Annotated in this window: 23 protein-coding genes; 13 read left to right on the top strand and 10 right to left on the bottom strand. The window is 64.3% G+C overall.

Annotation, left to right across the window (positions count from 1 at the left end; all coding sequences use genetic code 11):
• Positions 1–10: 10 nt before the first annotated feature.
• Complete coding sequence (locus C7G41_RS12535; protein ID WP_106942833.1) at positions 11–463, bottom strand: hypothetical protein; 453 nt, start codon at positions 461–463, stop codon at positions 11–13.
• Between the two features lie 158 nt (positions 464–621).
• On the opposite strand from C7G41_RS12535, the gene C7G41_RS12530 reads away from it, so the two are divergent.
• The gene (locus C7G41_RS12530) at positions 622–894 is read left to right on the top strand and encodes a helix-turn-helix domain-containing protein (protein ID WP_106942832.1); all 273 of its coding nucleotides are present in this window, start codon (positions 622–624) and stop codon (positions 892–894) included.
• 17 nt (positions 895–911) lie between these two features.
• Positions 912–1,766: a 3,4-dihydroxyphenylacetate 2,3-dioxygenase gene (gene hpaD, locus C7G41_RS12525; RefSeq protein ID WP_106942953.1), complete on the top strand. Its 855-nt coding sequence runs from the start codon at positions 912–914 to the stop codon at positions 1,764–1,766.
• Positions 1,767–1,775: 9 nt separating this feature from the next.
• Here the strand turns inward: hpaD and C7G41_RS12520 are convergent, their stop codons facing one another.
• Both C7G41_RS12520 and C7G41_RS12515 read right to left on the bottom strand, forming a co-directional pair.
• Complete coding sequence (locus tag C7G41_RS12520; protein WP_106942831.1) at positions 1,776–3,011, bottom strand: PLP-dependent aminotransferase family protein; 1,236 nt, start codon at positions 3,009–3,011, stop codon at positions 1,776–1,778.
• Positions 3,012–3,080: 69 nt separating this feature from the next.
• Positions 3,081–3,608, bottom strand: a complete 528-nt coding sequence (locus C7G41_RS12515; RefSeq protein ID WP_199198326.1) for a DUF3124 domain-containing protein — start codon at positions 3,606–3,608, stop codon at positions 3,081–3,083.
• A 67-nt stretch (positions 3,609–3,675) separates the two neighbouring features.
• Here C7G41_RS12515 and C7G41_RS12510 point away from each other — a divergent pair, with 67 nt between their 5' ends.
• From C7G41_RS12510 to C7G41_RS12495, 4 genes are all read left to right on the top strand, one after another.
• Positions 3,676–5,403, top strand: a complete 1,728-nt coding sequence (locus C7G41_RS12510; protein WP_106942830.1) for a cation:proton antiporter — start codon at positions 3,676–3,678, stop codon at positions 5,401–5,403.
• 151 nt (positions 5,404–5,554) lie between these two features.
• Positions 5,555–6,631 (top strand): 3,4-dihydroxy-2-butanone-4-phosphate synthase, encoded by a 1,077-nt coding sequence (ribB, locus tag C7G41_RS12505; RefSeq protein WP_106942829.1) that lies wholly within the window; start codon positions 5,555–5,557, stop codon positions 6,629–6,631.
• Positions 6,632–6,791: 160 nt separating this feature from the next.
• The gene (locus C7G41_RS12500) at positions 6,792–8,006 is read left to right on the top strand and encodes an acyl-CoA dehydrogenase (protein ID WP_106942828.1); all 1,215 of its coding nucleotides are present in this window, start codon (positions 6,792–6,794) and stop codon (positions 8,004–8,006) included.
• Between the two features lie 173 nt (positions 8,007–8,179).
• Positions 8,180–9,103, top strand: a complete 924-nt coding sequence (locus C7G41_RS12495) for an MBL fold metallo-hydrolase (RefSeq protein WP_106942827.1) — start codon at positions 8,180–8,182, stop codon at positions 9,101–9,103.
• A 7-nt stretch (positions 9,104–9,110) separates the two neighbouring features.
• Here the strand turns inward: C7G41_RS12495 and C7G41_RS12490 are convergent, their stop codons facing one another.
• Both C7G41_RS12490 and C7G41_RS12485 read right to left on the bottom strand, forming a co-directional pair.
• Positions 9,111–9,965, bottom strand: coding sequence for a DUF1499 domain-containing protein (locus C7G41_RS12490; protein ID WP_106942826.1), 855 nt, complete (start codon positions 9,963–9,965; stop codon positions 9,111–9,113).
• A 243-nt stretch (positions 9,966–10,208) separates the two neighbouring features.
• Positions 10,209–11,837: a fatty-acid--CoA ligase gene (locus C7G41_RS12485; RefSeq protein ID WP_106942825.1), complete on the bottom strand. Its 1,629-nt coding sequence runs from the start codon at positions 11,835–11,837 to the stop codon at positions 10,209–10,211.
• Positions 11,838–11,902: 65 nt separating this feature from the next.
• Between C7G41_RS12485 and C7G41_RS12480 the strand changes: the two genes are divergently transcribed.
• On the top strand, positions 11,903–13,015 hold the full coding sequence (locus C7G41_RS12480) for an extensin family protein (protein ID WP_106942824.1): 1,113 nt from the start codon (positions 11,903–11,905) through the stop codon (positions 13,013–13,015).
• 37 nt (positions 13,016–13,052) lie between these two features.
• On the opposite strand, the gene C7G41_RS12475 is transcribed toward C7G41_RS12480, so the two are convergent.
• Entirely contained in the window at positions 13,053–13,739 is a 687-nt protein-coding gene (locus tag C7G41_RS12475) for a L,D-transpeptidase (RefSeq protein ID WP_106942823.1), read from the bottom strand.
• Positions 13,740–14,075: 336 nt separating this feature from the next.
• Here C7G41_RS12475 and C7G41_RS12470 point away from each other — a divergent pair, with 336 nt between their 5' ends.
• A complete protein-coding gene (locus C7G41_RS12470; RefSeq protein ID WP_106942822.1) occupies positions 14,076–15,053 on the top strand; it encodes a magnesium transporter CorA family protein in 978 nt (325 codons plus the stop codon).
• Between the two features lie 186 nt (positions 15,054–15,239).
• Positions 15,240–15,458: a hypothetical protein gene (locus C7G41_RS12465; protein ID WP_106942821.1), complete on the top strand. Its 219-nt coding sequence runs from the start codon at positions 15,240–15,242 to the stop codon at positions 15,456–15,458.
• Positions 15,459–15,570: 112 nt separating this feature from the next.
• Here the strand turns inward: C7G41_RS12465 and C7G41_RS12460 are convergent, their stop codons facing one another.
• Together C7G41_RS12460 and pdxH are read right to left on the bottom strand one after the other, a co-directional pair.
• Positions 15,571–16,323, bottom strand: coding sequence for an SDR family NAD(P)-dependent oxidoreductase (locus C7G41_RS12460; RefSeq protein ID WP_106942820.1), 753 nt, complete (start codon positions 16,321–16,323; stop codon positions 15,571–15,573).
• A gap of 97 nt (positions 16,324–16,420) precedes the next feature.
• Entirely contained in the window at positions 16,421–17,062 is a 642-nt protein-coding gene (pdxH, locus tag C7G41_RS12455) for a pyridoxamine 5'-phosphate oxidase (protein ID WP_106942819.1), read from the bottom strand.
• A gap of 113 nt (positions 17,063–17,175) precedes the next feature.
• On the opposite strand from pdxH, the gene C7G41_RS12450 reads away from it, so the two are divergent.
• Both C7G41_RS12450 and C7G41_RS12445 read left to right on the top strand, forming a co-directional pair.
• On the top strand, positions 17,176–17,577 hold the full coding sequence (locus C7G41_RS12450) for an RT0821/Lpp0805 family surface protein (RefSeq protein ID WP_027516547.1): 402 nt from the start codon (positions 17,176–17,178) through the stop codon (positions 17,575–17,577).
• A 109-nt stretch (positions 17,578–17,686) separates the two neighbouring features.
• Complete coding sequence (locus C7G41_RS12445; protein WP_106942818.1) at positions 17,687–18,646, top strand: DnaJ C-terminal domain-containing protein; 960 nt, start codon at positions 17,687–17,689, stop codon at positions 18,644–18,646.
• Between the two features lie 410 nt (positions 18,647–19,056).
• Here C7G41_RS12445 and C7G41_RS12440 read toward each other — a convergent pair whose 3' ends face one another.
• The gene (locus tag C7G41_RS12440; RefSeq protein ID WP_106942817.1) at positions 19,057–19,827 is read right to left on the bottom strand and encodes an anti-sigma factor; all 771 of its coding nucleotides are present in this window, start codon (positions 19,825–19,827) and stop codon (positions 19,057–19,059) included.
• Between the two features lie 106 nt (positions 19,828–19,933).
• Positions 19,934–20,422 carry a sigma-70 family RNA polymerase sigma factor gene (locus C7G41_RS12435; RefSeq protein ID WP_106942816.1) on the bottom strand — a complete coding sequence of 163 codons (489 nt, stop codon included), beginning with the start codon at positions 20,420–20,422 and terminating at the stop codon, positions 19,934–19,936.
• Between the two features lie 172 nt (positions 20,423–20,594).
• Here C7G41_RS12435 and fabI point away from each other — a divergent pair, with 172 nt between their 5' ends.
• A complete protein-coding gene (gene fabI, locus C7G41_RS12430; protein WP_106942815.1) occupies positions 20,595–21,410 on the top strand; it encodes an enoyl-ACP reductase FabI in 816 nt (271 codons plus the stop codon).
• A 14-nt stretch (positions 21,411–21,424) separates the two neighbouring features.
• On the top strand, positions 21,425–22,024 hold the full coding sequence (locus tag C7G41_RS12425; protein WP_106942814.1) for a histidine phosphatase family protein: 600 nt from the start codon (positions 21,425–21,427) through the stop codon (positions 22,022–22,024).
• The last annotated feature ends 23 nt before the right edge of the window (positions 22,025–22,047 follow it).

Here is a 22,047-nt window from a genome sequence, read left to right as displayed (position 1 = left end):
TTCAGGTGAGTTAATAGCAGCGCTGCTGTGAAGGTGTTGGCGCGCCGGTTGCGACGTATTTGCCATCCCTGATCGTGTACTCGCCGCGCTCGCTGCGATTGTAGATCGCGCGCAAGCTACCTTGCTTCGAGAGTAGCAGACCGAACTCGCGGGTCTGCTTCAGCGAGGGGAAGTACACCATCACATTGAGCAGGCCGTCGGTGTTGACCGTCGCCGATACCACTTCGCTCTCGTCCTTGGCCTCGCCGAAATTGCGCTGGTACATCACCCTTCCGTCCTTCCGGATCTCGTAAGTCAGGAGCGCGCCCTTGTCGCGGTCGGGCCGGGCCGCGCAGTCCACCGCCCATGAGCCGAGCAGGCCCCATTGCTCGACGGTCGCCGCAAGCGACTCGGCACCGGCCGCAGGCGTGAACGCAACCCAAAGCACTGCTGCCGCGATCCAACGGCTCAAACAACGACTCATGTCCTGAAAAGCCCCACCTACGAATAATTCCGAAGTGTAGCATCCCGCGCGGCATCGTCCACGGCGGCTTCCATTCGCGCGCGAATTTGATCCGCGTCAATGAGGCCGGCCGCTTCCGGGGTAGGATGGCGTTCCCGAAGGCGAAATTGGATAGACCGATGCTGAATCAAGTCAGGGATTTCGCAGGCGAGGTGCTGCCGGGGAGCTGTGCCGTGCCGCCTTATTCCGAGACCGCGTTTCTAGCCGAGCTGGGCGACCGCTTGAGGTCCTCGCGCATGCGCTGCGACCTGTCGCGGCGGGAGCTTGCCCGCCGCTCCGGGATTTCCGAGCGCTACATCGCCCAGATCGAGGCCGGCAAGGGCAACGTCTCGATCGTGCTGCTGCTGCGGCTGGCCTCCGCGATCCACGGCAGCCAGCCCCAGGCGGCTTGACGCATGAGGTGAGCACGATGGGGCAACTCGTACTGGCAGCCAAGGTCACGCATGTCCCATCGCTGATGCTGTCGGAGAAGCCGGGCAGTCACTTGCGCTCGGCGCGCGAGGCGGCCGTGGATTCCTTGCGCGAGCTCGGTCGGCGGGCGAAAGCGCGCGGCGTCACCACCTTCGTGGTGTTCGACACCCACTGGCTCTCCAATTTCGGCTACCATATCAACGCCAACGCGCGGCATCGCGCCTCGTTCACCAGCCACGAGGCGCCGCACATGATCCAGGATTTGAGCTACGATCTGCCGGGCGACACGAGGCTCGCCGAAGCGATCGCCGGAGAAGCCGGCGCTGCAGGTCTCGATGTCGATGCGCATCAGGTCCCGAGCCTCGGGCTCGAATACGGCACGATCGTGCCGATGCACTACATGAATTCGGATGGCTTCGCGAGGGTGGTTTCGATCGCCTCGCCGCTGTTCACGTCGTTCGAGGAAAGCCGGAGCCTCGGCGAGGCGACGCGTCGTGCCATCGAAAAATCCGGCGAACGGGTCGCAATCCTCGCCAGCGGCTCGCTCTCGCACCGGCTCTGGCCCAACAAGAAATTGGGCCCGGAGGCATGGACGTCGGTCGCCAGCGAGTTCAACCGGCAGGTCGATTTGCGCGTGCTCGAACTCTGGCAGAGCCGTCGCTACCGCGAATTCCTCGACATGCTTCCGGATTACGCAACCAAGTGCAACGGCGAGGGCGGTATGGCCGACACCATCATGCTGTTCGCCGCGCTTGGCTGGTACGAGTACAGCGGCGCGGCCGAGCAGATCTGCGAGTATTTTCCGTCGTCCGGCAGCGGCCAGGTCAACGTGGAGTTTCACGTCGCGGCGTAAGGCATCCCCTCACACCCATGCCTTCTCCACATTGGCGCTGCGGGCCGGCACGCCGAACTCCTTGCGGCACACTTCGGCCAGCACGGCGATGCCCTCGCGGATCTGCTGATGCGAAGGGCTCGCAAAGCAAAGCCGCAGTCGCGATCTGGAATGGTACTTGTCGGTCGACCATTCCAGCCCCGGATTGATTGATACGCCGGCGGCAAGCGCGGCCTGATACAGCTTCTGCGTATCGACCTGATCGGGCAGCTTCACCCACAGGAAGATGCCGCCCTTGGGCTCCTCGAACTCGGCGGCCGTCCCGAACTGCTCGTTGAGGGCCTCCATCAGCGTGTCGAGCTTGGTGCGCAGCGCCTTCGTCAGGGCCGGCACGTGGGTCGAAAAATGCGGCTTGCAATAGGCGGCAAGCACCATCTGCTCCAATGCGCCGGAGCCGGCGTCCGTCTTCAGCGCCAGCATCCGCGACATCACATCCCACGGCGCGACGATGAAGCCGACGCGCAGCGCGGGCGCGATCGACTTCGAGAACGAGCCGATATGGATCACGCCGCCGTTCGGGCTCATCGCATGGATCGCCGGCGGCCGCTGTCCTGACCAGACCAGATCGGCATAGCAATCGTCCTCGAAGATTGGCACGCCGTATTCTGCGGACAGCCGCAACAGCTCGATGCGGCGGCCCTCCGGCATGATGCTGCCGGTCGGGTTCTGCACCGTCGGAATGGTGTAGATGTATTTCGGCCGGATGCCGCGGCTCTTGAGGTCGGCCAGCGTCGTGGCCAGCACATCCGTGCGCATGCCGTCCTCGTCGAGGGGGACGCCGACCACGTTGACTCCGAGCCGTGCCAGGCGGGTCAGCGAGCCCTGATAGCTATCCTGCTCGAAGATCACGGTATCGCCGCGCGTCAGCAGCGTGGCGTTGACGAGGTCGAGCGCCTGCAGCGAGCCGGATACTATCAGGAGATCATCAACCGTGCACTTGATGCCGGCATCGCGCTTGAGTTTTGTCACCAGGAATTCGCGCAAGGGCAGATAGCCCTGGGGACCATGTGCCAACCCGTAAGTGGCGAGCGAGCGGCCTTCGCGCTGCAGAGCCAGGTTGGCCGCCTCGATCAGATGATCGAGCGGCAGCTGCTCGGAGTCGTTGTTGCCGCCGACAAAGCTATATTTGGCAAGGCCCGTCCAGCGCGCAGAGGGGGCCGGCAGCCCTGCGGGAAACAGGGGCGCAAAATCGAAGCTGGACGTCATGGGCGCGTTCCTCGTTCTATTCTTTCTTATCAGTCTGCCGGCTTTGCGCCGGTCAATCGTACGACTTGCTTACTTCTTGCCGATCGTCCGGGTCGGACGGCCCTGGCTGATGAAAGCGTAATGCGCATTGGCGACGCCGCCAACCATCAGGGCCTCGACGGCAGGCTCGGCGATCTCGCTTGTTGCGGCCCAATCGACGAGGAAATTGGCGCCGGTCCCGCCGCGTACGTCGTCGGTCGGAATGAAGATCGAGACGGTGGCGAGGGGCTTCAACGCGACGGGCGCCTTCAGATAGCTCTCGACCTGCTTGCCTGCAGTGTCGAAATAGGCGATGCGTTTGACCACCAGTGCTTGCGTCTCGGAGGCGTTGTGCACGCTCAAGGTCACCGAGAAGTCGACACGCAGCTTGCCCTGGCTCATCGCCACGCTGGAATAGGCAGGCACGTAGAACCCGCCGGAGACGGCGAGTTCTTCTTTCGGCAGTGCGGTGAGGGAATCGGCAAAGGTTTGCTCGATATTGACCTTGGATTGAGCGGCCGCGGGCACGGAGCAGGCGAGGGGGCATAGCAGCATTGCAATGGCGAGTCCCGTCCGCATGTGACGAATTGCTCGCTTGCCGCGCCGCACTCGATCACTAGGGTGCGGCAAAACGGACCAATTTGGCATGCACGAGCTCATTCGCGACATCACTCTCTGTATCCTGTTTGCCTGGATGCTGGGCCTGCTTGCCCACTTCACCAGGCAACCGCTGATCCTGGCCTACCTTATCGCCGGCTTCTGCATTGGTCCATTTGGCGCCGGCTGGGTCAAGTCGCAGGAATCCATCAGCGTCATCTCCGAGCTCGGCCTGATCTTCATGCTGTTCATGATCGGCCTGGAGATCGACCTGAAGAAGATCGTGCGGGCGGGAAAGGTCATCCTTTTCGCGGCGGGCGGCCAGCTCCTCGGCGGCTGCCTGCTCGGGCTGCTGTTCTTCGTCGGCATCGGCCTGTCGCTCGGCGGCGGGAAGTTCGATGCGGTTTACCTCTGCGTCGCCTGCGCGCTGTCGAGCACCGTCATCATAGTCAAGGTGCTCTACGAGAAGCGCGAGCTCGACACGCTGCCGGGCCGCATCACCCTCGGCGTGCTGGTGCTCCAGGACATTTTTGCCATCCTGTTCCTGGCGGTGCAGCCGAGCCTTGCCAATCTGGAAATCAGCGTCATCCTGCTCTCGATCGGCCGCGTCGCAGTGCTGGTCGCCGCCGCGCTGCTGGTGAGCCGCTACGTGCTGCCGCGCCTGTTTCACCAGATCGCCCGCCGCCCCGAGCTGATCCTGCTCGGCGCGCTCGCCTGGTGCTTCCTGGTCGCGGAGACCGCCGAGCGGCTGTCGCTGTCGCGCGAGATGGGCGCCCTTATCGCCGGCGTCTCGCTCTCGACCTTTCCCTATGCGCTCGACGTCACGGCCAAGGTCACCACGCTGCGGGATTTCTTCATCACGCTGTTCTTCGTCGCGCTGGGCATGACCATTCCGGTGCCCGGCCTCTCCGTGATCGGGCTTGCCTTGATGATCGCGGCGTTCACTGTGGTGAGCCGCCTCGTCACCACCTTCGTTCCGCTCTATCTGATGAAGCAGGGCCTGCGCGCCAGCCTGTTGCCGGCCTTGAATCTCGCCCAGATCTCCGAGTTCTCGCTGGTGGTGATCCAGACCGGCGTTGCCGACCACCACATCGCAGCCCAGACAGCGAATGCGGCCTCCTTCGCCTTCGTGGTGCTGGCGGTGCTCTCGACCTTCGTGATGACCCGCAGCGACGAGATCACCCGCTGGGCGATCGGCCCCCTGAAGCGGCTCGGCCTGCGCGATCTCGACCACGGCAATGGCCAGGGCGAGGAAGGGCACGAAGGCCATGGCGAGGCGCGCCGCATCGTTATCCTCGGCTTTTTCCGTGCGGCGAGCGCGCTGCTGGCCGAGATCGAACGGCAGGCACCGGTGCTGCTCGAGCAGATCACCGTGATCGACTTCAATCCCAATGTGTACCAGACGCTGCTTTCGCGCGGCCTGCACGTGATCTATGGCGATATCAGCAGCGCCGACACGCTGCTCCATGCCGGAATCGGCAAGTCCGAGATGATCATCCTCAGCGTACCGGATGCACTTCTGAAGGGTGCGAGCAACGAGAAGCTGGTCCGCCACGTCCGCACCCTCAACCCGACCGCCATGATCATTGCCACGGCCGATCTGTTGGCGGATGTGGGCGAACTCTACGCAGCTGGCGCCAGCTATGTCACCGTCACCCGGCTCAGCGACGCCCATGAGTTGTTCACGGTGATCGAGGCCGCCCAGGCCGGCCTGTTGGCCGACAAGCGTGCCGAGCTCGATCAGCGGCTCGGCGAGCGGCGCGAAGTGCTGCCCTGACGGCGCCCGGCCGGCTTCTCGCCGGGCTTGGGCCCGGTGCGAGCCGCCCCGGGCAGGGCTGCGGTCCGGCATATGTGGTTGCGCCGGGGACACTAGCGCCCCGGCCCAAGTCCGGCTAAGCCTCCGGGCCATAACCGATAGAGATTGGGAAATGCCGGATAACGTCCAGGAAGTCTTGCAGGCCTTTGCCCGGGGTGAGCTCGTGGTCGTCACCGACGACGAAGACCGCGAGGGCGAGGGCGATCTGATCGTCGCCGCCTCGTTCTGCACCGCCGAGAAGATGGCCTTCATCATCCGCCACACCTCCGGCATCGTTTGCGCGCCGATCACCACCGAGGATGCGCGCCGCCTGCGGCTCGATCCGATGGTGGCCCACAACGATTCCGCGCACACCACGGCATTCACGGTCTCGATCGACTACAAGCCCGACGGCGGCACCGGCATCTCGGCCGAGGAGCGCGCCTCGTGCTGCCGCGCGCTGTCCAATCCCAACGCCGGCGCCAACGACTTCGCCCGTCCCGGCCACATCTTTCCGCTGATCGCCAAGGACGGCGGCGTGCTGCTGCGCTCCGGCCATACCGAGGCCGCGGTCGATCTATGCAAGCTCTCCGGCCTGCCGCCGGTCGGCGTCATCAGCGAGTTGATGAACGACGACGGCAGCGTGATGAAGGGCGAGCAGGTCGCCCGCTTCGCCGCCCAGCACAAGCTCAAGCACGTCACCATCGCCGACATGATCGCCTACCGCCAGGTGCGCGAGAAGCTGATCGAGCGGGTCTCGACCTTCGTCACCGAGAGCCCGATCGGGCCGCTTCAGGGCTATGCCTACCGCTCGCCGTTCGATTCCATCGCCCACGTTGCCTTCGTCTACAACGGCGTCGGCGACGGCAAGAACGTCCTGACACGCTTCCACAAGCCGAACATCGTCAAGGACATCTTCACCGGCCACAAGCGCATGGCGGCGGTGCTCGAGCACTTCAAGAAATCCGGCCGTGGCGTCCTGGTTTATCTGCGCGACGGCGCGGCTGGTGTCCCCGTGGCGCCGCTGCCCGATGAGAGCGCGACCGAGGCTGACCGCAACCGGCAGTGGCGCGAAGTCGGCGTCGGTGCACAGATCCTGCGCGATCTCGGCGTCACCTCGATCCGGCACCTCACCTCCTCGGTGCACGACTACAAGGGCCTTTCGGGCTTCGGCATCGAGATCGTCGCCAACGAGTTGCTCGAAAGCTAGCGCTGTCATCCCGGGGTGCGCGAAGCGCATCCCCCGAGGTGCGTCTCGCGGGTCCCCGGGATTCACGCAGACAGATACATCTGCAACGCAATTGCACTTGTTGCCGCGGCGCTTTACTTTGTCGGGCGAATTTTGACGGAACCAGACGAAAGGACGTTTCATGACCGCGCGCCCTCAGGCCAAGGACAAGCCGAGTTCGGCTTCTTTCCAGTGGGACGATCCGTTCCTGCTCGACGAGCAGCTCACCGAAGACGAGCGCATGGTGCGCGACACCGCGCGCGCCTACGCGCAGGACAAGCTGATGCCGCGCGTCGCCAAGGCCTATCTCGAAGAGAAGACGGATCGCGAGATCTTCAACGAGATGGGCGAGCTCGGCCTGATCGGCATCACGTTGCCGGAGGAATATGGCTGCGCCAATGCAGGCTATGTCGCCTATGGTCTCGTCGCGCGCGAAATCGAACGGGTCGATTCCGGCTACCGCTCGATGAACTCGGTGCAGTCCTCTCTGGTGATGTATCCGATCTACGCCTATGGCGACGAGAACCAGCGCAAGAAGTACCTGCCGAAGCTCGCCAGCGGCGAGTGGGTCGGCTGTTTCGGGCTGACCGAGCCTGACGCCGGCTCCGATCCGGCCGGCATGAAGACCCGCGCCGAGAAGGTTTCGGACGGCTATCGCCTGACCGGCAGCAAGATGTGGATCTCGAACGCGCCGATCGCCGACGTGTTCGTGGTCTGGGCCAAGTCGGCCGCGCACGACAACCAGATCCGCGGCTTCGTGCTGGAGAAGGGCATGAAGGGGCTGTCGGCACCGAAGATCGGCGGCAAGCTGTCACTTCGCGCCTCCATCACCGGCGAGGTCGTGATGGACGGCGTCGTGGTTCCGGAAGACGCGCTGCTGCCCAACGTCTCCGGCCTGAAGGGCCCGTTCGGCTGCCTCAACCGCGCCCGCTACGGCATTTCCTGGGGCGTGCTCGGCGCGGCCGAGGACTGCATGCACCGCGCCCGCCAGTACACGCTCGACCGCAAGCAGTTCGGCAAGCCGCTCGCTGCGACCCAGCTCGTGCAGAAGAAGCTCGCGGACATGCAGACCGAGATCGCGCTGGGCCTTCAGGGCTCGCTCCGCGTCGGTCGCCTGATGGACGAGGGCAAGTTCGCGCCCGAGATGATCTCGATCATGAAGCGCAACAATTGCGGCAAGGCGCTCGACATCGCCCGCGTCGCGCGCGACATGCACGGCGGCAACGGCATCTCGATCGAGTATCACGTGATGCGCCACGTCCATAACCTCGAGACCGTCAACACCTACGAAGGCACCCACGACGTCCACGCCCTGATCCTGGGCCGCGCGATCACGGGCATTCAGGCGTTTTTCTGAGCGCCGTGTGCTCAATGACAGTTGCCTTGCTCCGCTGTCATCGTCCGCCTTGTGCGCAATTGCGCACTGGGCGGACGATCCAGAGACCTCGCCTTCGCCACCGGCGCTACAGCGTACTGGATACCCCGCTTTCGCGGGGTATGACGGCAGAGAGTTTGGCTACAGGAAGCCCCATGTCCGACAACGACGACGTCCCGTTCAACCGCGACTTTCCGCTGAAGCCCGGCATCGTCGAGGAAGTCCGCCCCGGCGTGCGGCGCGTGCTCTGTAACAATCCGAGCCCGTTCACGTTCACCGGCACGGTCAGCTACATCGTGGGCCGGGGCAACGTCGCGATCATCGATCCCGGTCCGGACGACCAAGCGCATGCGGCGGCGCTGCTTGATGCCGTCAGCGGCGAGACGGTGAGCCATATCTTCGTCACCCACACCCACCGCGACCATTCGCCGAACACTGCGCGGATCAAGCAGGCGACCGGCGCACCTGTTTACGCCGAAGGCCCGCACCGCGCCTCGCGCCCGCGTTTCGAGAGCGAGAGGCACAACCCGGAATCCGGTGCCGACCGCGACTTCGCGCCCGATATCAGGATCGCCCATGGCGACGTCGTCGAAGGAGACGGCTGGCGGCTCGAGGCTGTGGCGACGCCCGGCCATACCGCCAATCACCTCGCGTTCGCCTGGCCCGAGCGAAAATTCAACTTCGTCGGCGATCACGTGATGGGCTGGTCGACCACGATCGTGGCGCCGCCCGACGGCTCGATGATCGACTACATGGAATCGCTGGATCGTCTCGCCGCGCGCGAGGAGGATGTGTATTTCTCCGGCCACGGTCCCGAAATTCCGGACGGTCCGCGCTTCGTGCGCTTCCTGATCCGTCACCGCAAGGCGCGCGAGGCCTCCATCCTGCACCGCCTCGCCAAGGGCGAGACCGACATTCCGACCATGGTCCGGGCGATCTATATCGGCATCGATCCGAGGCTCACCACCGCGGCGGGCTATTCCGTGCTGGCGCATTTGGAAGACCTGGTCGCTCGCGGCGTGGTGGCGACGGACGGCGATCCCGTGATTGGCGGGACGTATCGGATGACGAACGCTTAGCGTCCCGTCACTTCTTCACCGTCTTCGCCGGAGCCTTCGGCGGCGCCACCGGCGTCTTCTTCACCGGCTTGAGTGCGTCGGCATCGGCGGCGGTGTTGAGATCGTCGATGAATTTCTTCACGCGCGCGGCGTTGCTGCCGAGGTCGCTCTCGAAATAGCGCGACGCGGAGCGGATATCGACGCGGGAATCCTCGCCGTCGGGGACGACCCGGATCGCAATGTCCTCGCGGAACCCCATGATCGGTGAGCGCGCCACCGCCTCGATGCGGCCGATGCGGCGCGGCGGCTGCGGCGCGCGCTCGTCGATGACAAGCCATTTGCGCTTGTTGACCAGCTGAAGTGCGATCGCATAGGCGCGGTCGACCGAAATCTCCAGCTCGATCGGCTCGATATCAGGATAGAATTGACGCTGTTGCTCGGCCGAATAGAGGCCGGCATACACAGCGGTATTGGCACCATCGCCGGTGCGCAGGCGGGCCAGTGCGTCGAAGCGCGGCGGGTCGATCGGGTCGGTGGTAATGTCGTGGATCGCCGGCAGCTTGCGGTATTGCAGGCCCAGATAAGCGGGATAGGCGAGGATCGCGCCGTCGATCAGGAAGGCAAGCAGGATGCGCGCCATGCCGCGCGAGCCGTTCTGCCAGATCGCGGCAAAGCCGGCGAGCCCGAACAGGATCGAGAGCGCGGCGATCCCGAGCCCGCCGAAGAAGGTCGCGAGCGCCGGCTTCATCTCCAGGAAGCCGAACCGGAGGATGATGATCGAGACCACCACCGCCACCACGGCGAACACGGCCAGATTGCGCGCCCAGCTCGCGAGGCTGGACACGGGCTCCGACTGATAGGGAGCGGAAAACCTGCGGGCCATCGAGTGAGCTCTGCCGGGGTCTTGGGGGCGGTGCCGGCCGATCTGGCACGACTATGGGCCGTTGAGACCACGGCCCCGAGGCAAATTCAAGGGTTCCGCATACCGTTGCATCGTCATGGTCGGGCTTGACCCGGCCATCCACGCCTTTCTTGCCGCCGAGACGTGAATGCCCGGGCCTTCGCCGCGCCGAAGGGGCTTCGGCCCCGCAGGCGGGACAAGCCCGGGCATGACGGTGGTCGTGACTTACGCCGCCGCGTTCGGGAAGCGGTATTCCTTGAACTGGTCGCGCAGCGCGGTCTTCAGGATCTTGCCCGTCGCCGTATGCGGGATGCCCTCGACGAAGGCAACGTCGTCGGGCATCCACCATTTGGCGATCTTGCCGTCCATGAACTTCAGGATGTCCTCGCGGCTGGCTTGCTGGCCCTGCTTCAGCTGCACGATCAGCAGCGGACGCTCGTCCCATTTGGGATGGAACACGCCGATCACGGCGGCTTCCGCCACCGCGGGATGGCCGACTGCGAGGTTTTCCAGCTCGATCGAGGAGATCCACTCGCCGCCGGACTTGATCACGTCCTTGGAGCGGTCGGTGATTCGCATGTAGCCGGCTTCGTCGATGGTCGCGACGTCGCCGGTGTCGAAGAAGCCGTCCTCGTCGAGGATGTCAGTGTCGACCCGGTAATAGGCCTTGGCGACGGCCGGGCCGGCGACCTTGAGACGGCCGAAGGTCGTGCCATCCCACGGCAGGTCCTTGCCGGCATCGTCGGTGATCTTCATTTCGACCGCGAACGGCGCGTAGCCCTGCATCTGGAGCACGTCGAGCCGCGCCTCGCCGGTCGCATTCTGGAACGGCGGCTTCAGCGCCGCGACGCTGCCGATCGGGCTCATCTCGGTCATGCCCCAGGCGTGGCGGACGTTCGAGCCCATGTCGAGGAAGGCCTTGATCATCGAACGCGGCATCGCCGAGCCGCCGCAGATCACCATCTTGAGGTCCGGCAGCTTGAGATTGTTGGCGGTCATGTGCTGGAGCAGCATCAGCCACACCGTGGGCACGCCGGCGGTATGCGTCACCCTCTCGGTCGAGAGCAGCTCATAGACCGAGGCGCCGTCGAGCTTGGCGCCGGGCATGACGAGCTTGGTGCCCTGCGAGGGCGCTGAGAAGGCGATGCCCCAGCTGTTGGCGTGGAAGAGCGGCACCACGGGAAGCATGGTCTCGGAGGCGCTGGTACCGAGCGCGTCGACATTGTTCGCCATCAGCGCATGCAGCACGTTGGAACGATGCGAATACAGCACGCCCTTGGGGTCGCCGGTAGTGCCTGACGTGTAGCACATCGCGGCCGCCGTGTTCTCGTCAAAGTCCTTCCATTTAAACTTGCCGTCGGCCTCCGCAATCCAGTCCTCGTAGGCGACCACGTTCTTCAGCGTCGTCTGCGGCATGTGCGCCTTGTCGGTCAGCACGACGTAGCGTTCCACGCTTGTCAGCTTGTCGGCGATCTTCTCCAGGACCGGAATGAACGTGATGTCGGTCATCACGATGCGGTCCTGCGCATGGTTGATGATCCAGGCGATCTGCTCGGGGAAAAGGCGGGGATTGACGGTATGGCAGATGGCGCCGATCCCCATGATGCCGTACCAGACCTCAAGATGGCGCCAGGTGTTCCATGCGATCGTCGCGACACGGTCGCCGAACTTGATGCCGTCGCGCTCCAGCATCTGCGAGACCTTGAGCGCGCGCTTGTGGATGTCGGCATAGGTGGTGCGATGGATCGGTCCCTCGACCGAGCGCGTGACGACCTCCTGCTTGCCATGAATCTTGGCAGCGTGTTCGATGATCCTGTGGCAGAGCAGGGGCCAGTCTTGCATCAAACCAAGCATTCCGTCGTTCCTCCGAGAAGCCGCTGGGCGGATTGTCGCTCTCAGCGTTGGGCCAAAGAATTGTCATGAGTTTTAGCCTGCCCGCCTTTCGCCGCAAATGGTCTTGTCGCGGCTATATGTCCGTCGGCGCGGCAATGGTTACCGTCGCGCTCGGGCTCGCGGATCGGGCAGAGGCGCGCAAATATGGGTCCCCGCTGGATATCTTTGGTATTGCTGCACCACGGCCGCGCGCGACGGTTCATTCTGCCAATATCTCCGGCAAGATCCCGCTTCCAAGGCCTCGCCCCGAGGAGGCCCCCAAGGCATCGGCCAAGGCATCTACCAAGGCATCGGACGAGGCTCCACCGGAGACCGACGGCAAGCCTTCCGCGGACAAACCTGGCGCCACCAAGCCCGCCGAGGCGGCGCCCCCGCCCGAGAAGCAGGCCTCGGCATGCCGCCTTGCGCTGACCGAGGAGATCGCTGTCGCGCCCTCGATCCCGGATATCCGCGGCCCCGGCGCCTGCGGCGGCGAGGATCTGGTGCGGCTCGAAGCCATCGTGCTGCCGGACAAACGCAAGGTGGCGGTCAAGCCCGCGGCGATCCTCCGCTGCACAATGGCGTCCGCAATCGCCGATTGGGTGCGCAAGGACGTGGTGCCGCTGGCCGCGAGCCTCGGCTCGACCATTAGCGATCTCGACAATTTCGACAGCTTCGAGTGCCGCGGCCGCAACCGCGTTGTCGGCGCCATGCTCTCCGAGCACGGCAAGGCCAACGCGATCGATGTGCGCGCCATCAAGCTCGCGAACGGGCAGTCGATCGGCCTGACCGACCGCACGATGTCGCGCGAGGTGCGCGAGCGCGTGCTGCATTCGGTCTGCTCGCGCTTTTCGACCGTGCTCGGCCCCGGCTCGGACTGGTACCACGAGGACCATATCCATCTCGACCTGGCGCAGCGGCGCAACGACTACCGGATCTGCCAGTGGAACGTCTGGGATCCCCTGCCGCAGCTTGCCCCCCTCCTGCCGGCGGAGCGGCCCGAGGAGGCGCCCCCGCGTGAAGTCGCCGCCAAACCCGAAGCGAAGCCCGAAGCCAAGCAGGGAGTTGATGAGGAGAAAGCTCCTGCGCCTGCGGACAAGCCGGCGGCCGACGGTAACAAAACCCGCCCGCAGAAGCCGGCAACAAAAAAGCGCCGGTGAAACCGGCGCTTTTGAATGTCTGAGATCAGGAACCTGATCAGTAGCTGCCCGCCTGGCCGGTTTGGCTGCCGCCGAGTGCAAGGCGCGAATTGTAGGGCGAGTCGCCATGCTTGGGCTCGAGCACCACGACGATGGTGCCGACCTTGACCCGACCATAGAGGTCGATCGCATCCTCGTTGGTCAGGCGGATGCAGCCCGACGAGATCGAGGCGCCGATATATTCCGGCTGATTGGTGCCGTGAATGCGGAACAACGTGTCCTTGCCACCGGAATAGAGATACATCGCGCGCGAGCCCATCGGATTGTCCGGACCGGGGGCGACGAAGGTGGGCACGCCCAGGCGCGAAATCTCGCCGGGGGTCGGGTGCCAGGCCGGCCATTCGGTCATGCTGCCGACCTTGGCAATGCCGGACCAAGCCATGGCTTCTTCACCGACGGTGATGCCGTAGCGGATCGCCTTGCCGCCATCCAGGACGTAGTAGAGGTAATGGTTGTCGGAATCGACCACGATCGAGCCCGGCGATTCCTTGCGGTGGTACTCGACAATGGCGCGGCGGAACGGCTCTGCGACCGGGGTGTTCTCGTACCGAACCTTGGCAAGGAGTTCCTTGTCCTTCGGCTTGAAGGCCTTGGTGTCGGTCGCTTCAAAATGCGTGGCCTGCATGCAGCCCGACAGCATCAGGCCAGCGGCCAAAATACCCAGCGTAACTTTCAGCGACGACATGATTTGGTTCCAATCGACAACAACAAACTTTCGTGGGGCTTGAGCAAGCCCGATTTCCACGATTCCGTTGGCTCTATTATCGTTGAAATCTGCCACAATTCCAGCCTTACGAAGCTTCTCCCGCGCTGCAAGACCTTACCTGTGGCTTTTCTGCCGCAAGTTTTGCGGGCCAGAGTCGGTTTCTAGGCAAAACGGGCCATGTGTCGATTCCATGCCACAGTTGGGCCATGGGGCCGCCACAAATGCAAACGTTCCGTTAATGTGCTTGTCATCATCAACTTGTCAGAATCGCGCTAAGGGCTGTCAGTCTGTCGCAGGCCCTTGCTGGAGTAGTGCATGTTTTCTGTGTTCGTTCCCTCCGAGTCCTCGCTCAAGAAGGCCATCGTCGATGATCTCGCGGCAGTCCCGGAGCATGCGGTCTGGATCGACCTGGTCAACCCGACCGCGGCCGAGGACAAAGCAGTCGAGAAGCTCTCGGGGATCGCCATCCCGACCCGGGAGGACATGCAGGAGATCGAGATCTCCAGCCGCCTCTATATGGAGAACGGCGCGCGCTACATGACCGCGACGCTGATGTGCCAATCCGATACCGACATGCCCAGGACCACGGCCGTCACCTTCATTCTCGGCGACCATCGTCTGGTGACGGTGCGCTACGACCAGCCCAAGCCCTTCGCCCTGGTGGAAGCCAAGCTGGCCCGTTCCTGCGCGCCGGCCATCACGGGCGAGATGGTGCTGATGGAGCTGCTCGATGCCGTGATCGACCGCTGCGCCGACATCCTGGAGCGCTGCGGCGCCGAGATCGACCAGGTCTCCCATGACATCTTCGAGCCGGAGAGCGAGCGCCACGGTCACGCCAAGCAATATTCGCAAATCCTGATCTCAATCGGCCGCAAGGGCGACCTGACCTCCAAGGTTCGCGAGAGCCTGGTCTCGATCGGCCGCGTCGTCGCCTTCCTCTCGGCGGTGGTGGAGGGCGTGAAATGGTCGAAGGACATGCGCGAGCAGCTCAAGACCATGCAGCGCGACGTCGTCTCGCTGACCGACCACGCCTCCTACCTCTCCAGCAAGATCACCTTCGTGCTCGACGCCATGCTCGGCGTCGTCAATCTCGAGCAGAACAACATCATCAAGCTGTTTTCGGTCATGGCCGTTGTCCTGATGCCGCCGACGCTGATCGCCTCGATCTACGGCATGAACTTCAAGTCGATGCCGGAACTCGAATGGGTGCACGGTTATCCGTTCGCGCTGGTCTTGATGCTGATTGCGGCGATCGTTCCGTACTGGATCTTCAAGTGGAAGAAGTGGCTGTAATAGCTACCGAGACCTTACGCCGGACGCAGAGACACGGTGTCTGGTGTCGCAGAATAGAGCGGGATTGCGGCCGCACGGCGATGTCTGCTCGCCGCCCCAATTCCTCCGGTAAAATTTGAGCGGTGGGCTGAACGTTTGCGCGAAACTTGTCTGCGATAAGGAGCAGGTAAGCCGCGAGGAACAGCCATGGTTGAAAAACACATAACGACGCCCCCCAACGTCATCGATCTGGCGAGCTATCGCCACGTCGTGACGAGCGGCAAGGCGTCGTCGATGTCGGCACGCATGTGCCGGCACTGTGGTGCTCCGCTGCTCGACGGCGAGAACGACGACGATTGCTCGACTGCAATCAGCACGGCCGCTCCGCAGCCACGCGAGAGGTCACGTCGGATTCGACTCGATTGAGCACCGGAAGCTAAGGGCGATCCAGGTCTTGCGGCGGCGTCATCTGGATCGCCTTGCTTCCCCGGCGTTTTTTCCAATCAGCCATTGCGAGGAGCTCGCAATGATAGCTTGCCTAGACGTGCTGGCCGCCGTTGATGTGGATCTCGGCGCCGTTGACGTAAGAACTGGTGTCCGTACACAGCACGTAGATGATCTTGGCGACCTCGTCGGGCGTGCCGAGCCGGTGCATCGGGATCTGCTGGTCGACGATCTTCTCGGTGCCCGGCGACAGGATCGAGGTGTCGATCTCGCCCGGCGCTATCGCGTTGACGCGCACGCCGACGCGGCCGAAATCGGAGGCCATCTCGCGCGTCAGGGATGCCAGCGCGGCCTTCGAGGTGGCGTAGGCGGCGCCCGCGAAGGGATGCACGCGCGAGCCCGCGATCGAGGTGACGTTCACGACAGAGCCCTTGGCCGTCTTCAGTTCCTCGATCAGCCCGCGCGCCATCATGATCGGCGCGAAGAAGTTGACGTTGAACACGTGCGTCCAGGTGTCGAGGTCGGTGTCGATCGAGCCGAGCCTGGAGCCGCCGGCGCCCTTCGGTGAGATCGCGGCGTTGTTGACCAGCGCATGCAGCATGCCGCCTTCGAGACGGTCGCGGATGTCGGAGATCGCGCGGGTGGTATCGGCGGGGGTGGCGAGGTCGACTTGGATATGGTCCTCAGGGCCTGCGTCCCAGGGACAATCCTCCGGGAACGGATGTCGCGAGCAGGTGATCACGCGCCAACCGGCCGAGGAAAATCGGATGACGGTGGCATGGCCGATGCCGCGGCTCGCCCCGGTCAGGAGCAGCGTACGGCGAGGCGCGTTGGAATGCTGCGGCATGAAGGTCTTTCAGGTTGGAGCATGATCCGGACCCGGAGGGCCGCCTTAGCGCAAAGCGTGCAGCGGCTTTCCCAAAGGATCATGGTCGAACAAAATACTAGGGATACATGCGCGTCTTGGACCATTTCTGGCCGGCCGCGTCACGGCGAAATTCGATGCGGTCGTGCAGGCGGAATGGGCGGTCGTGCCAGAACTCGATACGCGACGGCGTGATACGCCAGCCGCTCCAGCCCGGCGGACGCGGCACCTCGCCGATGATGTGCTTGGCGGCGACCTTGGCGATCGCCTGCTCGAAGGCGAAGCGGCTCTCGAGCTCTTGCGACTGCTTGCTCGCCCAGGCGCCGATCTGCGCCTGCTTCGGGCGGGTGGCGAAATAGGCGTCGGCCTCGGCCTCGCTCACCGGCGTCACGTTGCCGCGGATGCGCACCTGACGGCGCAGCGACTTCCAGTGAAAAAGTAACGCCGCCTTAGGATTTGCGGCGAGTTCGCGGCCCTTCTGGCTGGCGATGTGGCTGTAGAAGACGAAACCATCTTTATCGAAGCCCTTCATCAGCACCATGCGCACGTCCGGCAGGCCGTCGGCATCGACGGTGGCGAGCGCCATGGCGTTCGGATCGTTCGGCTCGCTCTTGATGGCTTCGCTCAGCCAAGCCTCGAACAGCGCAAAAGGCTCGTCGGCGGCGGTGAAATCACCGGATGTTAAGGGTGTCTGGTGTTTCATCGAGGTCGTGTCGGTCATGTCTGGGGTCCGAGTTGCGTCCTGCGGTCCAAAACGCGCTGTTGTCTGCTACCGCCCTATATAGGGTATGGGGACGCGTTGGCCTATCGGCGATCCGGCCGTCCGGCTTCGTCATGACGATCATTCTGATCGGGCTCGGCACCGGCGGTTGCAGCTTTTCCCGCAACGACAAGAGTGCCTACGCCAAAGCCGACGACAGCGATCTCACCGGCTCGATCGCAATGCCGGCCAAGGCCCCGACCGACACCGATCTCGCCTTCGCCCGCAACGCCGCGTCCGACGTCCTCAGCAAGAACGACAAGGATTCCAGTCAGCATTGGGAGAACCCGGAAACCGGGGCGCGCGGTTCGGTCACGCCGATCGCGCAATCCTATGCCGCCGAGGACGGCCGCAAGTGCCGCGACTTCCTGGCGAGCTACGTCAACGGCAGCACTGAAAGCTGGCTCCAGGGCGCCGGCTGCCAAAGCAGCCGTGGCAGTTGGGAGATTCATACGCTAAAGCCATGGCGGAGCTAGGAATCGCTTCACTAGGCTAGTTGCAAAAATACCACTCGCCCCCCACATGAGGCTCAGGTGGGGCGGGGAGCCCTTTGAACAATTCGATTTCTTGAAGGAGACGTGACGGATGCGCGACCCCTATGAGGTCTTGGGGGTGCCGCGGAGCGCCAACGCTGCCGCGATCAAGAGCGCCTATCGCAAGCTTGCCAAGAAGCACCATCCCGACAGCAACAAGAACGACCCGAAGGCGGCCGAGCGCTTCGCAGAGCTCAATACGGCCAACGAGATCCTCGGCGACGAGGACAAGCGCAAGCAATTCGACCGCGGCGAGATCGACGCCGACGGCAAGCCGCGCTTCCAGGGCTTTCCGGGCGGCGGGCCGCGCGGTCGCGCGGGTCCTGGCGGGTTCGAGAGCCATACGTTCCGCGGTGGCGGTGCGGGCCCTGGTCCCGGCGGCGGCGCGTTCGAGGACATTCTCAACAGCATGTTCGGCGGTGGGCAGCGTCCGCGCCCCGGGGCCGGCGGCGGTGCCCAGTTCGAGTTCGACACCGGCGGGATCGGGCTCGATCTCGACGTCACTGTCGCCATGACCGTCTCGCTGGAAGAGGCGGTCAAGGGCGGCGAGAAGCGCGTCCGGCTACCGAATGGCAAGGAACTCAACGTCAAGATTCCGGCCGGCGTGACCGAGGGTCAGCAGATCCGGTTGCGGGGACAGGGCGAGAGCGCTCAGGGCCATCCGCCGGGCGATCTCCTGATCACGATCGGCATCGCGCCGCATCCGTTCTTCAAGATCGAGGGCGCCGATCTCCGGATCGACATGCCGGTCACGCTCTACGAGGCGGTGCTTGGCGGCAAGGTCCGCGTGCCCACCCTCGGCAATGCCGTGGAGCTTTCGGTCCCGCAGAACACCTCGAGCGGCCGGACCTTCCGCCTTAAGGGCAAAGGATTGCCAAAAGCTGGCGGAACCGGGGATCTCTTCGTTACCGTCAGGATTATGCTACCGGACGGGAACGACGCCGAGCTTGAAGCATTGATGGAGAAGTGGCGGGACCAGCACCCCTACAATCCACGTAGCGGGTTTGGCTAAAGCGTGATCCGAAAAAGCGTGTAGCGTTTTCCGAAACGATCATGTGCAAACAAGAGCTAAAGCGCGATGTGTCGCGCTTTTTGGGCGAGATTGGCAGCTGAAGGGGTTCTCCTAAAGACTGAGAGCGTCGTCCATCGAGATGATGCTCGTCATATTTCCGAGGCGTGGTAGCCCGTCTTGGCTCACGTGCTCGACGTGTCGGTTGTCCGGCGGGGCAGCCGATAAAAAGGTGCGGCCTCGAGAGGGGGACCAGCGCGGTACCAAAAACCCCAATCGAGGCCGCCCGCGTCGATCGGCGGATCGAACGCCGCTCATTTTCGCGTGATCATCCGGTGCGATAATGAGACGCGCCGATGTCTTCATTCCAAATTTTCAATGTCGGAATCGAGGCACCGCGTCTGCGTGCTCGTCTAGGTGCCGTTTTTCTCTGCCTGGTCGTAGACCGCCTGCGCCACTTTGGTCAGCCGATCCCGGTCGCTGCCACCGCTGACGACGTAGCCGACGCCGCGCTCGGCCCAGAACAGCGCTTCGTCCTTGTCCGTTCTGGCGTAGCGCATCTGCGTCGCGCCGTTCTCGGTCTTGGCGGTGTAGATCGTGTATCGCTCGCCCGAGGCGCCCTCATACATCAGGAACGACGCCGGGCCGTTCGGCCCCGGCAAGAGCCGGCCACCGACGAGCTTCAATCCACTCGCCTCCAGGTTCGGTGCAAACACGGTCCAGCCGCAGCGTCTGGTCAGCCAGGCCTGGAGGTGGTCGCGCTCGTTGCCGCCGACCTCGACGGGATGGCGAACCTCGACGACATAGAGGCGATGGGCGTCGAGCGCGTCAGTCGTAAAACTCTGGAAGGTCGAGGGCGCGTTGGCGGCGCCATGCGCCAGCCAGCCAGCGGTGCCGCCGGCGACGAAGGCCACCAGCACGGCCGCGGCGGCGCCATAGAACCAGTGCCGCGGGCGGCGCTCCAGCCGTTCGAGCTCCAGCCGCGCCGGCACCGGCTCCTGGGCGACGGAATCGTAGCGGGCGTGCAGCATCTCGGCCATGGCGCGCCAGGACTGCACGCGCTCGCCATCCTCAGGCTGCGCGGCAAGCCAGGCCTCGACGTCGGCGCGGCGCTCGGCCGGCAGCTCGCCGTCGACATAGGCGTGCAGTTCGTCCTCGGTCACTGGGATCTTGCGGTCGTTCATATCGATCGTCTCTGGCTCTGCGGCCCAAAATGTTCTTCGTGGTTCAACTGCGCCGCTTCCCATGCCATGCAGGAGAAACGACAGGCGCGATGCATCAATCCTGCCATCATTTCACCCGCCTGAGCGCCGGGCGCGCACCCTCCAGCGAGGCTTTGACGTGGGCGCGGGCGCGTGCCAGGCGCGACATCACGGTGCCGATCGGCACGCCCTGGATGTCGGCGACCTCGCGGTAGCTCATGCCCTCCAGCATCACCAGAAGCAGCACCGAGCGTTGCTCCTCGACGAGCGTCGCCAGCGCCCTCTCGATGTCGCGCCCTTCGGCTTCGGTCCCGCTGGCATCCGGGTTGTTCTCCGTCAGCTGCATGAATTGCGGCCGCCGTGCCAGCGAGCGCCGCCGGTTCTTGTTGAGGTTGGTCAGGATCGTATAGAGCCAGCTCCTGACGTCGCCTCCGAGAAACAGACGCTCCGAACGCAGCGCCCGCACCAGCGTATCCTGCACCAGATCGTCGGCCGCATCCGCCTCGCGCGTGAGGGCGCGAGCGTAGCGGCGCAACGCGGGGATCATGGCTTCAACGCTCTGGCGAAACGCACTCATTGCGGTCTTGACGTCCTGAGGTTCGGCGCGAGCGCCACAACGATCATAACACCCGACCGGAACGGCTATTCCGGCGCTTGAAACAGCGTTAACGCCGCGTATTAGGACTGTACCGCAACGGAGGGCTGGTGTACCTCCAAACCTTACCGGAAGCTCGACGGGACGTTAGCAAATGGCGCAGAATTCAGGTCTGATGCAGGGCAAGCGGGGTGTGGTCCTCGGCGTTGCCAACAACCGCTCGATCGCCTGGGGCATTGCCAAGGCATGCCACGCGGCCGGCGCCGAACTCGCCTTCACCTATCAGGGCGATGCGCTGAAGAAGCGCGTCGAGCCACTCGCCGCCGAGATCGGCGGGCTCGTGCTCGGCCATTGCGACGTCACCGATGCCGCGACCATCGATGCTGCCTTCGCGGTGCTGAAGGAGAAGTGGGGCAAGATCGACTTCCTGGTGCATGCGATCGCCTATGGCGAGCAGCTCGACGGCCGCTACGTCGACACCACGCAGGAGAATTTTTCGAAGTCCCTGCTGATCTCCTGCTATTCGTTCACGGCCGTGGCGCAGCGCGCCGAGAAGCTGATGACCGACGGCGGCTCGCTCATCACGCTCAGCTATTACGGCGCCGAGAAGTGGATGCCGCATTACAACGTCATGGGCGTGGCGAAAGCGGCGCTCGAAGCGAGCGTGCGTTATCTCGCCGCCGATCTCGGCGAGAAGAACATCCGCGTCAACGCGATCTCGGCGGGGCCGATCAAGACCCTCGCGGCGTCCGGCATCGGCGATTTCAGATATATCCTGAAGTGGAACGAGGCCAACGCACCGCTGCGGCGCAACGTGTCCACGGAAGACGTCGGCGGCAGCGCGCTGTATTTGCTCTCCGACCTCTCGCGCGGCGTCACCGGCGAGGTGCACCACGTCGATTCCGGGTATCACGTGCTCGGCATGAAGCGCCCGGACGCGCCGGACATCTCGTTCGGCGGGAAGGACTAACCTTTCACCCGGCAATGCCCGTGCCCACGATCTATTATCTTCGCCACGGCGAGACCGAGTGGAATGCGCTCGGGAGGCTTCAGGGCACCAAGGACATTCCGCTGAACGCGCGCGGTCGCGGTCAGGCCGCGCAGGCCGGTGGCATTCTCGCCGATCTGTTCAAGCGCGAGGGCCGCGACAAGGCTGCATTGCCCTACGTGTCGAGTCCGCTTGGCCGCGCGCGAGAGACCATGGAACTGGCGCGGAGCAAGCTCGAACTGCCGACGGCGGACTATGCCCTCGACGATCGCCTGCGTGAGATCGGCTACGGCACCTGGGAGGGACTGACGCTGGCCGAGAGCGAGGCCTCCGACCCCGACATCTACGCCCGACGCCTCGCCGACAAATGGACTGTGGGCCCAGCGGGCGGGGAGACCTACGCCGATGTGCAGGTCCGCGTGCGCGCCTGGTACGACCAGCTCCGGACCGACATCGTCGCGGTCGCCCATGGCGGGACCTGCCGGGCCTTGATGGTTTCACTCGGCCTGGAGACGCCGGCGAGCGCCGCCGAACTCTATATCGAGCAGGGCGCCGTCTACCTGTTCCGCGACGGGCGGCTGGAGAAGTTTAGCTAAGCAACTGTCTTTCCGGGGCGCCC

Source organism: Bradyrhizobium sp. MOS002 (assembly GCF_003020115.1).
Classification (GTDB): Bacteria; Pseudomonadota; Alphaproteobacteria; order Rhizobiales; family Xanthobacteraceae; genus Bradyrhizobium.
The sequence above is the reverse complement of the archived record's forward strand: the minus strand, read 5'-3'. Positions and strand labels throughout refer to the sequence as shown.